Annotated in this window: 12 protein-coding genes; 3 read left to right on the top strand and 9 right to left on the bottom strand. The window is 66.0% G+C overall.

Features of this window, described 5'->3' with window-relative positions:
• The first annotated feature begins 39 nt into the window (after positions 1-39).
• The 3 genes from MXB53_RS03285 (at position 40) to argH (ending at position 3,603) form a co-directional block, all read left to right on the top strand.
• Complete coding sequence (locus tag MXB53_RS03285) at positions 40-705, top strand: TRAP transporter small permease (RefSeq protein ID WP_248895780.1); 666 nt, start codon at positions 40-42, stop codon at positions 703-705.
• Entirely contained in the window at positions 702-1,997 is a 1,296-nt protein-coding gene (locus tag MXB53_RS03280; RefSeq protein ID WP_248895779.1) for a TRAP transporter large permease, read from the top strand. Before MXB53_RS03285 ends, MXB53_RS03280 begins: the two co-directional genes overlap by 4 nt.
• A 91-nt stretch (positions 1,998-2,088) precedes the next feature.
• Positions 2,089-3,603: an argininosuccinate lyase gene (gene argH / locus MXB53_RS03275; protein ID WP_248895778.1), complete on the top strand. Its 1,515-nt coding sequence runs from the start codon at positions 2,089-2,091 to the stop codon at positions 3,601-3,603.
• A 45-nt stretch (positions 3,604-3,648) separates the two neighbouring features.
• On the opposite strand, the gene MXB53_RS03270 is transcribed toward argH, so the two are convergent.
• The 9 genes from MXB53_RS03270 to MXB53_RS03230 form a co-directional block, all read right to left on the bottom strand.
• Entirely contained in the window at positions 3,649-4,839 is a 1,191-nt protein-coding gene (locus MXB53_RS03270) for an MFS transporter (RefSeq protein ID WP_248895777.1), read from the bottom strand.
• A gap of 414 nt (positions 4,840-5,253) precedes the next feature.
• Positions 5,254-7,419 (bottom strand): ATP-dependent DNA helicase, encoded by a 2,166-nt coding sequence (locus MXB53_RS03265; protein WP_345779691.1) that lies wholly within the window; start codon positions 7,417-7,419, stop codon positions 5,254-5,256.
• A gap of 54 nt (positions 7,420-7,473) precedes the next feature.
• Complete coding sequence (gene argF / locus MXB53_RS03260) at positions 7,474-8,373, bottom strand: ornithine carbamoyltransferase (protein WP_248895776.1); 900 nt, start codon at positions 8,371-8,373, stop codon at positions 7,474-7,476.
• On the bottom strand, positions 8,370-9,431 hold the full coding sequence (locus tag MXB53_RS03255; RefSeq protein WP_248895775.1) for a [LysW]-lysine hydrolase: 1,062 nt from the start codon (positions 9,429-9,431) through the stop codon (positions 8,370-8,372). The genes argF and MXB53_RS03255 overlap by 4 nt, the downstream gene beginning before the upstream one ends.
• A gap of 2 nt (positions 9,432-9,433) precedes the next feature.
• Positions 9,434-10,558, bottom strand: coding sequence for an aspartate aminotransferase family protein (locus MXB53_RS03250; RefSeq protein ID WP_248895774.1), 1,125 nt, complete (start codon positions 10,556-10,558; stop codon positions 9,434-9,436).
• Positions 10,555-11,379 (bottom strand): acetylglutamate/acetylaminoadipate kinase, encoded by an 825-nt coding sequence (locus MXB53_RS03245; protein WP_248895773.1) that lies wholly within the window; start codon positions 11,377-11,379, stop codon positions 10,555-10,557. The genes MXB53_RS03250 and MXB53_RS03245 overlap by 4 nt, the downstream gene beginning before the upstream one ends.
• A 24-nt stretch (positions 11,380-11,403) precedes the next feature.
• Positions 11,404-12,441 (bottom strand): N-acetyl-gamma-glutamyl-phosphate reductase, encoded by a 1,038-nt coding sequence (gene argC, locus MXB53_RS03240; protein ID WP_248895772.1) that lies wholly within the window; start codon positions 12,439-12,441, stop codon positions 11,404-11,406.
• Complete coding sequence (lysX, locus tag MXB53_RS03235) at positions 12,438-13,304, bottom strand: lysine biosynthesis protein LysX (RefSeq protein ID WP_248895771.1); 867 nt, start codon at positions 13,302-13,304, stop codon at positions 12,438-12,440. Before lysX ends, argC begins: the two co-directional genes overlap by 4 nt.
• A gap of 2 nt (positions 13,305-13,306) precedes the next feature.
• Positions 13,307-14,506, bottom strand: coding sequence for an argininosuccinate synthase (locus MXB53_RS03230; protein WP_248895770.1), 1,200 nt, complete (start codon positions 14,504-14,506; stop codon positions 13,307-13,309).
• Between the last annotated feature and the right edge of the window lie 226 nt (positions 14,507-14,732).

The following is a 14,732-nucleotide window of genomic DNA, read 5'->3' as shown; positions in this document are numbered from 1 at the left end:
CACTCGATGTCGTCGGACAACACAAGTATCGACGATTCGTTGTCGGTACGACAAGACGGACTACTCGACACCGTCCCGCTGTACGTGACGACAGGTATGTTCCTGTTGACCATCGTGCTGGCGACGGTACAGGTGCTTGTTCGGCAACTCCCCATCCAGATCGAGTTCCTGTTCTGGACCGAGCCTCTCGCTCGCTATCTGCTCATCGTCATGACGTATCTGGGCACTGCAATCGCCGTTCGAAACGACGAGAACGTCAAGATCGATCTCCTCCAGCGATGGCTCCAGGGAGTCAACCCCACTCTGTATCATCTCCTCCGGATACTCGTCTCGGCGTTCGTCCTGTACTTCGTCTACGCGCTGTTCCGGGGAGCGCTCCTCGGCGCCCAGGGCGCGTGGTCCTCGGGGACGAACCTCCCGCACCTGAGCTACGGGATGATACACGCGATGATCGCCGTCAGCACCATCTTGATGGGCATCTACACCCTGTTCGACCTCTCTACCTCCGTACCGGCCCTCGTCGCGAGGCTCAGGGGCCAAGACGGGAGTACCACCGTCGCGGACATGACGGCCGACGAGCCGGATGCGGAGATGGACGCGAACGAGGCGTCGACACGGGCGAAGGAGATGATGGGACTCTCGGGCGACTCGGAGTCTGCGGACGGGACCGACTCCGAGGACCAATCATCACGTGATCAACGATGAATGAGATTCTGCTGATTACGGCCGTGTTCCTCGGGGGCTTGTTCCTCCTGTACGGGCTCGGTGTCCCCGTCGGCTTCGCGATGGTCATCGCCGGCATCTTCAGCTGGATCGCCTTCGACTCGGTCAACTACGCGGTCATCAGCAACCAGATGCTGTTCGGCCTCGACAGCTTTCCGCTGCTCGCCATCCCCTTCTACGTGTTCCTCGGCCGACTGATGAACTCGATGGGGATGACGAAACGCATCTTCCGGTTCGCCTCGGCCCTCGTCGGCCAGTTCCGGGGTGGTATTGCGTACATCAACATCGTCGCGAGCATGTTCTTCGCCGGCATGTCAGGGCTCGCAACGGCGGACGTTGCGGGGCTCGGCCGCATCGAATACACGGCGATGCGCGACTACGGGTACGACAAATCCACGGCGATCGGTGTAACCGGGATGTCCTCGCTCATCGGGCCCATCATCCCGCCCAGCGTCCCGATTATCATCTACGCACTCCTCGCCGAGGAGTCTATCGGGAGTCTCTTTCTGGCGGGCGTCGTGCCCGGCATCCTGCTGGGGCTCTGTCTCATGCTGTTCGTCTTCATCCTGTCGTACTTCCGGGGATTCGAAGCGGGCGAACCCTTCGAACTTCGGGAGGCGTGGGAGAGCTTCAAAGGTGCGTTTCTGGCGCTCATCACGCCGCTACTCATCATCGGTGGCATCCTCCTCGGGTATTTCACAGCGACCGAGGCCGGTGCGATAGCGGTCGTGTACACCGTTCTGGTCGGAATGTTCGTCTACCAGGAGATCACCGTCCGGAGTCTGCTCCGGGAGGCCAGAGACAGCATGATCGAGACGTGCGCGCTGACGTTCCTGCTCGCAGCGGCCACCTTCTACGGGCTCGTCGCGCTGCAGCTGCGCATCCCCATCGTGCTGACCGAGTCGATTCTCGGCGTGTCGAGCGACCCGCTCATCGTGATGTTCCTGCTCGTCGGGCTCTTCCTGCTCGTCGGGACGTTCATGGGCGCGACGGCGGCCATCACCATCCTCACGCCGATCCTCATCGGCCTCGTCGAAACCGTCGGCATCGACACCGTCCACTTCGGTATCGTGATGGTCCTCACGCTGTTGCTCGGGACGCTGACGCCTCCCTTTGGGACCATTCTGTTCGTCCTCGAGAAGGTAACCGATGCCGAACTGGAGGAGATCATGAAGGCGGTCGTGCCGTTCTACATTCCCATGGTCGTGGTCATCTTGCTGATCATCTTCTTCCCCGAGATAGCCACGTTCCTCCCGAGACAACTGCTCGGGTAACCACTCTCTTCTCCCTGCTGCGAGGCGGTCCGATTGAACGCCATCGTTCATTACAAAACCTATTTGATGCTACGCGAAAACGGTGTGAACGATGGCGAACGAGAGCCAATTCCACAGCCGGTTAGATGAGGGTCCAGCGGACGAATACGTCGAAAATCTCCGCAAGCCGGAGTTCGAACTCCTCAAGGAGCATTTCTTCGATCCCCTTTTCACGCTAAATCGGGCGCACGTGATTATGCTCGAGGAGAACGACCTCCTCGACTCCGAAACGGCTGCAGAAATCATGGACGTGTTCGACCGGATCGAAGCCGAAGGCGTCGACGACTCCATCTCCGGCGCCGACCACTCGGACATCCACTTCTACGTCGAGGAGTACCTCATCGAGGAACTGGGCGGTGAGAAAGGAGGCATCCTCCAGACTGGCCGCAGTCGCACCGACGTGTACGACGCTGCGGGTCGCATCGTCCTCCGGGAACGACTGCTGTCGATGATCGACAACCTCGTGACACTCCGGGCGGCGGTACTGAATCTCGCGGCGGAATCCACCGAGACGGTGATGACGGGGTACACGCACAGCCAGCCCGCACAGCCGATCACGCTGTCGCATTACCTGTTGTCGTTCGACAACGTTCTCGGTCGCGACTTCGAGCGACTCAAGCGGGCCTACGACCTCACCAACGACTGTCCGCTCGGGAGCGCGGTTATGGGCGGAACCGGCTTCGATATCGACCGCGATCGGTTGGCCGAGCTCAGCGGCTACGAGGGACTCTGTTTCAACACGTACGACGCGACGGCGTCGATGGACTTCGTCCCCGAGTCGGCGTCGGCCGCTGCGATACTGATGACGAACATCAGTCGGGTCTCCCGCGACCTCATCGAGTGGGGCACCACCGAGTTCGATGTCATCGAAATCAGCGACGGCTTCGCCTCGGTGAGTAGCATGATGCCACAGAAGAAAAACCCCTACACGCTGGAGAAGCTGCGAACCGAGGCGAGCGACACTATCGGCGCCGCGAACAGCTCGCTCGTCCACCTGAAGGCGGCGCCCTACGGTGACGTCAGCGAGGTAGCGAAGTATGCCCCCGTCCCGCTCGTACAGGAGTCGGACGAGATCGAGCGGATGCTTCGTTTGCTGGCGGGTGTCATCGACACGCTAGAAGTCGACGAGGAGGCTCTCCGCCAGAGCGCCGCCGAGAACTTCTGCACGATGACCGAGGTCGCCGACACGCTGGTGCGAGCGGAGGATCTGTCGTTCCGCCAGGCCCACGAAATCGTCGGAACCATGGTCCGCGGGGCACTCGAAGCCGACCGTACTGCGGACGAGTTGACCCTCGCGAACCTCAATCAGGCTGCACGGAGCGTCGTCGGCGCCGAGACATCGCTCACCGCCGACGAGTTCCAGCAGGCGATCGATCCGATGGTCAACGTCGAGCGCCGCGACATCCCCGGCGGGACCGCCCCGAGCCGCAACGAGGAGGAACTCGAAGCGCGGCGCGAGCATCTCGAAGCACACGAGGCCTGGGTGTCGGGCGCCTACGAGACGCTAGACGACGCGGAAGCCATGCGTCGGGACCGCGCCGACGAACTCATCGAGGAGTATCTCTGAGCCCCCGCCCGGACGACCGCGTCGCTGAAGCCTGTCGCTTCCTGGTCAGTCGTCGAGCGAGGGGTACGCGAGGCAGACGACGGCGGCCAGCAACGTCACCCCTGCGAGGATGAGAAATACGCTGTCGAACATGTCGCGGTCCGCCAGCGCGCCGGCAAAAATCGGCCCCGTCGTCGCGAGCGTCAGATAAATCGTCCGCACGACACCGACGGTCGTCCCTTGGTGGGCGTCGTCGACGGTCTGGACCACGTACGCGTTGGCGACGGGCCAGAACGACAGGAGCGAACTCGCGAGAACGGAGAGGACGAGGAGTGGCGCCGTGCCGTCTATCCACGGAAGCCCGACGAGACAGACGACGACCACCGACAGGAACCCCCCGAGGGTCCGCTGGGGGCCGATCGCATCGCTCAACGCGCCGGCGAGGGGTTGGACGAGGATGCCTGACGCGAAAAACACGCCAAGAAACGTCGCGGCCTGGCTCTCGCTGAACGACTTTTCGAGCACGAGATACGTGGGATAGAACCCGGTGAACGACTGATAGACGAAGGAGATGAGGAGCATACTGACTGTCGCGTAGCCGGTCGACCGCTGGCCAACCGCGCGCGCGGCGCGAACCAGGGACGCGCGCGAGAGCGGTTCGGACGCCGACTCCGTCGACGTGACCTCGGGGACGGTGATCCAGAGGCCGACGATGGTCACCGCAAAGAGGGGAATCAACAGCCCGAACCCCCAGCGCCACGACAGCGAGGTGGCCAGGACGCCCGCCAGCGCGGGCAGGACGGATGTCCCGACGTTGCCGGCCGCCTGGTTGATTCCCATCGCCGTCCCGGCGTGTCGCGGATAGACGTCGACCAGGACGGTCACCCGGGTCGTACCGTAGAGACCGACGCCGATGCCCACGAGCAGCGTCCCCGCGAAAAACGCCTCCACTGCCGGCGCCAGCACGACGAGCGAGACGCCGGCGATGGCGATGGCGATGCTCCCGACTAGAACGTTCCGCTCGCCGACGCGGTCGGCCAGCAGTCCGCCGGGGAACTGCATCAGTCCGTAGCCGAGCCAGAGCAGCGTCAGCACCGCGCCGGCCATCGTGAGGCCCATTCCGTACTCGGTTCTGATGAACGGGAGGACTGCAGGGTAGATGAGTCGCACGCCGAGGCCGAGCAGCCAGGCGAACGACACCGTCAGCAGTATCCACTCGTTACCGTTTCGCACCCCGCTGAGTGTCTTCCTAATCATCGCTGCCGAGAGCCTCGTCTGTCATCCATGCGGACACGTCCCCCTTCGGAGACATCCCGGTTTTATGTTTCCCTTCCAACCGGCCGCTCCGGAAGAAATATAACTATATCGTCATATTAGCAGATATATCGGAGAAAATCTATTTTCGGGGTCTCCAGCGGGAGAAATGAAAATACCCCTATACAGCGCACAATAGGGGTGTATTTCGCGTTCTCGCTCTACGGCCCCGCCCCCGAGGCTCGGCTGCTACACCGGGATAAAGCGGCATATCTACCGCTGTAGCGCCTATATTCCCTAACAGCGGTCGAACTGATCGATAGAGAATTGATAATATACCATTCTATAACAAATAACTTATATTTTTGAGAGAGTTGACCCATCCGGGGCTGCTCACTCATCTGTTTCGGGACCCTGTCACGGCGTCGGCGGGTCGCCGTCGTAGGCCTCGAGGTCGGCATAGAAGTTCAGCATCGCGAATTTGAGTTTCTCGGGCGCCACGTCGATGAGTTCGTCGCGCTCCTCCGGCGGGAACGAATCGCGAACGCCGTATTTCCCCATGTCGCGCCCGGCGCGCGTATAGCGCTTGTCGAACAGGACGCGCACGCCGAAGTCGTCGGGCGAGCGGATCACGCGTCCGAGCGCCTGCCGCGTCTTGCGGATCGTCGGGATTTCGACGGCGTAGCGCCATCCCGCGTCGGCCGTCCGGTCGCGGTACTCCCGGTCGTAGGCGTCCTGAACCGCCTCCAGGCGCTCCGAGAGGTTGGGGTACGGGACGCCGACCACGACGACGGTCCGGGCGTCGTCGCCGTCGAAACTCACGCCTTCGCCGAGCGTTCCCCACAGCGACGTGAGCAGCGTCGCGTCGTCGGCAGCGACGAACCGCTGGCGGAGGTCCTCCGTGGGCGTCCCCGCCTCGTCGAGGTGAACGTTCGGTCGGTCGAGCAGGCCGGCGTAGCGCTCGGCCTCGGCGTACGACGGGAAGAAGACGAGCGTGTTGCCCGGCGTCATCTCGATGGCGTCGTCGAGCGTCTCCGCCACCGTTGCCTGCGTCTCAGGGTCGTCGCGGTCGCTCGCGAACAGCGCCGGCCCCTCGACGGCGAAGGTCCGGCGGCGCTCCTCGGGGTACTCCAGCTCGTAGGCGAGCGTCACCGGGTCCTCCAGACCCAGCACGTCCGAGAGCACGTCGAACGGGCGGAGCGTCGCGCTCATCAGCACGCTCGCGGCCACCTCGTCGAACAGACCCTCGGTCACCTGGCGCGGAATCGCCGTGTAGAGTTCCGCCCGACCGTACACTTCCTCGGTTCCCTGATCGCGCCGGACCGCGGCCATGGGATGTCGGCCCAGGCTGTCGCCCTCGCCCATCCAGTCGGCGATGAAGGAGGCCGCCTGCAGGGTCGCCGACTCCTTGCGAGTCGTCGTCTCTCCGCGACGATACGCCTCCTCGTAGGCCTCGTCCAGGGCCTCGCCGACCTGCAACGCGAGGTCGATTTCGGCGCCGATCCCACCGCCCTCGTAGGCGTCGAAGAAGGCGAGCGTGAGGTCGTCCCGGCGGTCGTCGTTCGAGATGTCGAGGTCGTGCCAGTCGTCGCCGACCTGCTCGCGCTCGCCGAAGCCGAGCGCGTCATCGACGGCCGTCGCCAGCCCCGTCCGGAACGCCTCGACGACGTTCCGGGCGCGCGCCGCCCGAGAGTCGTCGGCCTCGTCGAGTTCGGCCAGCGCTCCGTCGAGCGTGCGCGCCGACAGGGTCCGGGTGGCGTGGTCCCGCGCGGCGGCTTCGACGTTGTGCGCCTCGTCGAAGACCGTGATCACCTCACTGGGGTCGCGGCCGAGCCACCGGAAGAAATGCTCGCGGATGGACGGATCGAGCAGGTGGTGGTAGTTACAGACCACGAGGTCGACCGCCTCCATCCCCTCCTTGAGCAGTTCGTAGCCGCACAGCCCTCGCTCGTCGGCGTAGGCGTAGATTTCCTCGGGCGTACGCACGTCGTCGAACAGCCACTGCTGGAACTCGTCGGTGTTCCGCGTGAGGTTCGCCCGATAATGCTCACAGACGTTCGCCGCTTCCAGTTCAGCAATCTCCTCGTCCAGCGCTTCGAGTTCGTCCGTCACGGCGGAGCGGGCGTCCGCCGCGTCGTCGCTGCCCTCACGAACCTCGTCCAGCAGGGCGTCGCTCTGGGCGGCGAGTTCCTCCCGATCCTGCTCGGCTTCGACCAGACTGCGTGTCGTCTCCTTGAGACTCCGGCACTCCTCGTACCCCACGTCGATATGGCACATCGACGCCTTGCCCTTGAAGACGACGGCGCGGATGGGTTCCTTCCGCGTGATGGCGCGGGCGTCCTCGACGAACTGGCGCATCTGCTGGTGGACGTTCGTCGTGATGACGACCGTCCGGTCGTGTTCGCGGGCGTGGGCGAGCGCCGGCACCAGCGCCGACAGCGTCTTGCCCGTGCCCGGCGCGCCCTCCATCAGCACGTCCTGGTTGCGGGCCAGCGCGTTGGCGACGCGGTCCATCGCCTCGCGCTGGTTCGGGTACGGCGACTCGTAGGGGAAGAACCGCTCGTGTCCCGCCGTGTCTGCCACGAGAGGGGGTTACGCGTGCCCGAATTAAAACCCTCGGGAGCGGCTCCTGACCACTCACTCCAGCAGTTCGACAAGCAGGCCGGCCTGGGCGTGCAGGCGATTCTCGGCCTGCTGCCAGACGATGGCGCGGTCGCTCTCGACGATGTCGTCGGTGATCTCCTCGCCGCGGTGGGCGGGCAGACAGTGCATCACCAGCGCGTCGCTCCCCGCGAGGAGGTCGGCGTTCACCTGGTAGCCCTCGAACGCCGCTAGTTTCTCCTCGCGCTCGTCCTCCTCGCCCATCGACACCCAGACGTCGGTGTAGACGACGTCCGCGTCGGCGACGGCCTCCTCGGGGTCGTCGACGATGGTCGGTGCCTGCCCGAGTTCGGCGGCCCGGTCCAGTACGTCCTCGTCGATGCCGTAGCCGGGCGGCGTCGTGACGGTGCAGTCGAGGCCGGAAAGCGCTGCCCCGAGGACGAACGACTGGGCGACGTTGTTGCCGTCGCCCACCCACGCGACGGTCACGTCGTCGAACCCGTCGAACGCCTCCCGGACCGTCAGCAGGTCCGCGAGCGTCTGGCAGGGGTGGGCGTCGTCCGTTAGCCCGTTGATGACGGGCACGTCGGCGTACTCGGCCAGCGTCTCGACGTCCGCGTGGTCGAACAGGCGCGCCATGATGGCGTCGGTGTACCCCGCGAGCGCACGCGCCGTATCCTTCACCGGTTCGCCCCGGCCCAGGTGGATGTCGTCCGGGCCGAGGAAGATGGCGTGCCCGCCGAGCTGGGTCATCGCCGTCTCGAATGAGGTCCGGGTTCGCGTGCTCGGCTTCTCGAACACCATCGCGAGTGTCTGTCGCGACAGGTCCGTCCCGTCCTCGCCGGCCTTGATGGCGGCCGCGCGGTCGAGCACCGTCTCCAGTTCGTCGGCTGTGAGGTCGTCTACGTCGAGTATATCCGTCGTATCGAGGCTCATGATTCCTCCTGAAGCCGCTCGCAGACGTCGATCAGCACGCCGATGGAGCGGTCGTACTCCGGCAGCGGCAGGTGTTCGTCGGGCGCGTGGTCCAGGTCCGAATCACCGGGGCCGTAGGTGACCATCGGACAGTCCCACGCCGACGCGAAGACGTTCATGTCGGCCGTTCCCGTCTTCCGGAGGAGGCGGGGATCGCCGCCCGCCTCGCGAATGGCGGCCCGGAACGCCCGGGCCACGTCGGTCCGTGGACTCTCCATCACCGGTGGCACTTTGTCGTACCAGTGTACCGTCCCCACGCCGAGTTGGCCGTCCGCCATCTCGCGCACGTCGTCGACGGTGTACTCCGGCGGGACGCGGAACTGCACCTCCATCGTCGCCTCGACGGAGAGGCCGTCGACGCTGGTGCCACCCTCGAACGCCGTGGGCTTGCAGGTCACGCGCTCGAAGACGGGGAGATACTCGTCGGGGTCGAACTCCTCTTCGACCCGCTCCCACCAGTCCATCGCGTCCTGGATCGCGTTGTTCTCCGGACGCGAGGTGTGGCCCGATTCGCTGGTGGCGACGTAGGTCCCCGCCAGCAGGCCGCGGTAGCCGAGCGTGATGCCCGTCCAGCCGCTCGGTTCGCCGTTGATGACCGCGCCGGGTTCCGCGCGGTCGGTCTCGATGACGTGGCGGGCGCCCCGGGAGTCGACCTCCTCCCCGACGACGCCGAGGAAACTCACGCCCGTCTCCACGGCGGCGACGGCCATCGCCGCCAGCGACCCCGTCGCGTCGACGCTGCCGCGTCCCCACAGCGCGGGTTCGCCGTCGGTCTCACGAATCTCGACCGGGATGTCGCCCGGCACAGTGTCGATGTGGGAGGTCAGCAACACGGCGTCGTCCGCGGGTGCGTGGACGTTGCCCACGTCGTCGACCCACACCTCGCGGTCGTGGGCCTCGAAGAAGTCGACGAGATGCTGGGCCGCTTCGCTCTCCTCGCCGGACAGCGAGGGGGTCGAGACGAGGTCGACCAGCAGTCGCTGGGCCTCGCTCAACTCCGTGTCCGTGGACTCGCTCACGGTCATTCCATCACGCCCTCCAGCGCGTCGACGAAGCGGTCGGCGTGGTTCTCTTCGATGATGAGCGGCGGCAGCAGGCGGAGGACGGTCCGGCCGGCCGGCAGCGCCAACACCTGCTCGTCGAGCGCCAGGTCGCGGAGGAGGCGGTTCGCCCCCCGCTTCACTTCGATGCCGACCATCAGACCCTGGCCCCGCACGTCGCGGACGGGCAGGTCGGCGCTCTCGATGGACTCCATCAGGTACTCGCCCATCTCGGCGGCGTGGGTCGGGAGGTCCTCCTCGACGATGATGTCGAGGGTGGCGTTGGCGGCGGCACAGACCACGGGACTCCCGCTGAACGTCGATCCGTGTTCGGGGTCGGCGTCGGCGATCCAGTCCGCACACACCGTCGCGCCGAGCGGGAGGCCGCTCGCGATGCCTTTCGCGGCGGTGAGGATGTCGGGCTCCACACCTGCGCCCTCGCAGGCCCAGAGCGAGCCAGTACGGCCGACGCCCGTCTGAATCTCGTCGAAGACGAGCGCCGCGCCGGCGTCTTCGGTCACTTCACGCGCGCGTTGCAGGTACGCCGTGTCAGCCGAGTGGATGCCGCCCTCGCCCTGAATCGGTTCCAAGAACACCGCCGCCGTCTCCTCGTCCACCGCGTCGGCGAGTTCCTCGCCGTCGCCGTAGGAGACGAACTCGACGCCGCCGGCCAGCGGCTCGAACGGCTTCTTGTACTTGTCCTTCCAGGTCATCGCGAGGGCGCCGAGCGTGCGGCCGTGGAAGCCACGCCGCGTCGCGACGATTTTCGACCGGCCGGTGGCGTTGCGGGCGAACTTCATCGCCGCCTCGTTGGCCTCGGTGCCCGAGTTACAGAGCCAGACGTTGTCGAGGCCCGGCGGCGACACCGTCGCGAGTTTCTCGTACAGCGTCGTCCGAGCCTCGACGGGGTAGGACGCCTGCACGTACAGCAGGTCCTCGGCCTGTTCCGTCACGGCGTCGACGACGCGTGGGTGGCTGTGCCCCACGGAGGCGACGGCGTAACTCGCGCCGAAGTCCAGATACTCGGTGCCGTCGTCGGCGTAGAGAGTGGCTCCCTCGCCGCGTTCGATGCCGATCGGTTTCTCAGAGAAGACGAACCCGCTCATGTGTCCTCCAGTGCGCTCGCGTGAATGTGTGTACCGCTTTCGCCCAGTGCTGCCGTGACCGGCGCGTCGGCGTTGGCGTCGGCGACGACCACCTCGGTCGCGCCACGCTCCAGCGCTTCCGTCGCGGCCATCACTTTCTTCGTCATGAACCCCTCCGCGGCGTCGGTCAGCGCCTCGTACTCCGCGGGGGTGGTCACCGATTCGATGAGCGTCGACGGGTCGTCCGGATCGGCGTAGACGCCTTCCACGTCCGTCAGGACGACCAGCGTCGCGCCCAGGACGCCCGCGACGGCGGCGGCCGCCCGGTCCGCGTCCGTGTTGACCGGCACGCCGTCGTCGGCGAGCATCGGCGGGCCTGCGATGGGCGTGTAGCCCTGCCCCAGCAGCGTCTCCAGCAGGTCGTCGTTGACCGCCTCGATGCGGCCGGAGTGGTCGCCGCGCTTGATCTTCTTTTTCCCGTCCTCGACGACGCGGACCGCGGACTTCCGTGCGCCCGTGATGAGGCCGCCATCGACGCCCGAGAGGCCGACGGCGTCGACGCCCGCCTCGCGGAACGCCGCTACCAGGTCCGTGTTCACCTTGCCCATCGCCATCGTGAACGCCTCCATCGTCGTCTCGTCGGTGAACCGGCCGACGACGCCGTCGGGCGTCTCGACGTACGTGGGGTCGATGCCGAGGCGGTCCAGCAGGTCGTCGACGGCGGTCGAGCCGCCGTGAACGACGGCGACGGGTTCGCCATCGTCGACCAGATCGGCAATATCCGAAACGGCACCCGCGGGGTCGACGGCCTTCGCGCCGCCGATTTTGACGACGACGGTCACGCGAGCCACCTCTTTGCCAGCATCCTACGGCGCCCCCACGGGATGCAGGCCCTGGAACGTCAGGCCCGCCGTCTCGTCGATGCCGAGCGCGACGTTGGCGGCGTGAACCGCCTGTCCCGCCGATCCTTTCATCATATTGTCGATAGCGGAGAAGACCACCACGCGCTTGTTCCCGGGGTCGACCTCGAAGCCCACTTCGCCGTGGTTGGTGCCGGCGACGGCCTTCGGTTCGGGGTAGCGGTAGACGCCGCCCCCGCCAGCGACGGTGCGCATGAATGGTTCGTCGTCGTAGGAGTCGCGGTAGGCGCTCCAGAGGTCCTTCTTCTTCACCGGGCCGTCAGGGAAGACGTGACAGGTCGCGCTCGCGCCGCGAATCATATCGACGGCGTGGACCGTAAACGACACCGAGAGGCCGAGGAACTGCTCGATTTCGGCCTCGTGGCGGTGGCCCGTCGGCGCGTAGGGGCGGACGATGCCCGAGCGCTCGGGATGGGAGGAGGCCGCGCCGCCGCCGGCGCCGCCCTCCGAGGACCCGACTTTCACGTCGACGACCACCTGCTCGTCGCCGGCGAGGATGCCGGCGTCGAACAGGGGTTTCAGCCCCAGTATCGTCGCCGTCGCGTTACAGCCACCCGACGCGATGAGGTCCGCGCCCGCGAGGCCGTCGCGGTTGAGTTCCGGCAGGGCGTACTCGGCGTCGGCGAGCAGTTCGGGCCGTTCGTGGCCGTCGTACCACTCGTCGTACTGGTCCTCGCTGTCGAGGCGGAAGTCCGCGCTCAGGTCGACCACCGTGTCCGCGGCGTCCTGGAAGTCGTCGATGCGCTCCATCGAGACGCCGTGTGGCGTCGCCGCGAAGAGCACGTCCACCGATTCCAGATCCTGCGGCGACGAAAAGCGGAGGTCCATCCCACGCAGGTTGGGGTGCTGGTGGCCGATGGTCTTGCGTTCGTAACTCCGACTCGTCGCCTGGGCCACCTCGAACTCGGGGTGGCCGTCGAGCAGGCGGAGGAGTTCGCCACCGGCGAAGCCGCTGGCGCCGACGACGCTCGCGGTGTACGTCACGCGCCCGCCTCCACGGCCTGATCGGCCTTCGTTTCGAGCCAGTCGACGATGGTCGCGGGCACGTCGAAGTCGACACAGGAGTCGAGCGCCTTGAACTCCACCGTGTGGTTCACCTCGTGAACGGTGTAGGAGTCGCCCGTCTCCATCAGGTCGACGCCGAGCAGGCCGCCGCCGACGGCGTCGGAGGCGCGTTGCACCAGATCGGCCACCTCGTCGTCGATGTCGAACTCGTCGACTTCGCCGCCCTTGGCGGCGTTGGTGAGCCAGTGGTCCGAACTCCGGGTCATCGCGGCGACGGGTTCGCCGTCGGTGGCGACGACGCGGATGTCACGCCCCGGTTTCTCGACGAACTCCTGGATGTAGAACACCTTGTGTTCGTAGTGGCCGAGCGTCGCCTTGTGCTCCAGAATCGCCTCGGCGGCGCTCCGGCTGTCGACTTTCGCCATCAGGCGACCCCACGAGCCGATGACGGGTTTCAGGACACATGGATACCCGAACTCCTCGATGGATTCGAGGGCGCTGTCGGTGGTGAAGGCGACGTCGGTGTTCGGCGTCGGCACGCCCGCCGCCTCCAGCGCGAGACTGTTTTTCACCTTGTCGGCGCACAGCTCCGCGGTGTCGGCCTCGTTGACGACGGGGACGCCGTAGGCGTCGAGGAAGCGGGTGACGTAGCGGCTCCGACTCGTCGCCAGGCAGCGGTCGACGGCGATGTCGATGTCGTCGAACGCTTCGGGCTGCTCGCTGATGTTGAACTGCTCTTTCCGCACGTCGATTTTCGTCACCTCGTGGTCGCGCTCGCGCAGTTCGGACAGCAGGAGCTTTTCGTCCCGACGGATCCGGGAGTACAGCAGTCCGACGTGCATGCTCACTCCTCCTCGTCGCCTTTGGCTTCGGCGAGCACCTTCGCGGCGAGGCGCTCCTGGAAGCCGTGGTATTTCGCGACGCCCGTCGCGTCGGCCTGCGTGATATCGCCCACGTCCTCCGTGTTGAAGGAGGCGAAGGCCTCGTCGTAGACGGCGTACTCGCTGTCGCGGCCGACCGGACGGGCCTGCCCGCCCTCGAACCGAATCGTCACCGTGCCGGTCACGCGGGTCTGGGTGGCGTCGATGAAGCCCTCCAGCGCGCCCATCAGCGGCGCGTCGACCAGGCCCTCGTAGCCCTTCTGGGACCATTCGTCGTCGACGAGGCGCTTGAAGTCACGTTCCTCCTTCGTGAGCACCAGACTCTCGAGGGTCTCGTGGGCGTTCAGCAGCGTCGTCGCCGCGGGATGCTCGTAGTTCTCGCGCACCTTCAGGCCGAGCATCCGGTCTTCCATCATGTCCGTGCGGCCGACCCCGTACTCGCCGGCCACCTCGTTGAGGTGTGCGATGAGCGCGATGGGGCTCATCTCCTCGCCGTCGACGGCGACGGGGTAGCCGTTCTCGAACGCGATCTCGATCTCTTCGGTGTCGCCGGCGGGCGAGCGCGTCCAGTCGTAGATTTCCTCGCCCGGGACGTGGCCGGGCTTCTCGAGGTCGCCGCCCTCGATGGACCGACTCCAGAGGTTCGTGTCGATGCTCCAGACGCCCTCGTTGCCGCCCTCCACTGGGAGGTTCTTCTCGTCGGCGTACTCGATCTCCCACTCGCGGGTCAGGCCGAGTTCGCGCACGGGCGCGATGACTTCGAGGTCGGAGGCGCGCCAGACGGCCTCGAAGCGCAACTGGTCGTTGCCCTTGCCGGTACAGCCGTGGGCGACGGCGTCACAGCCCTGTTCTTTGGCCACGTCGAGGATGGCCTCCGCGATGACGGGCCGCGCGAGGGCGGTTCCCAGCGGATAGCCCTGATACGTGGCGTTTGCGCGCACCGATTCGAGACACTGCTCCGCGAATTCGGCTCGCGCGTCCACGACGTAATGATCCATCCCGAGCGCTTCGGCCGTCTCCTCGGCCTCGGCGAACTCCGCTTCGGGCTGACCGACGTCGACGGTGACGCCGATCACTTCGTCGTACCCCCACTCCTCTTCGAGCAGCGGGACGCATACTGTCGTGTCGAGACCGCCGGAGAACGCGAGTGCCACACGTGTCATTACCGACTTCTCCACCCCTTAGCGACTTAAATTCTACGTTTTTGTTATTGAAATTAAATGAGAAACGGGCCGCTCGACGACGGTTGCTAGCGGGGCAGCACACGGGACGAGGGATGAGAGATAGGTGGGCCTAACGGCCCGGTCGTCGCGGTCGTCGGACCGCGGTCGAGGGGCGGACGAGTTCGGACGAGAGTGCCGACGTCCGGTCCATTGCCGGAATAAACCG

It is taken from the genome of Haloplanus sp. XH21 (assembly GCF_023276355.1).
Taxonomy (GTDB): domain Archaea; phylum Halobacteriota; class Halobacteria; order Halobacteriales; family Haloferacaceae; genus Haloplanus; species Haloplanus halobius.
The sequence above is the reverse complement of the archived record's forward strand: the minus strand, read 5'-3'. Positions and strand labels throughout refer to the sequence as shown.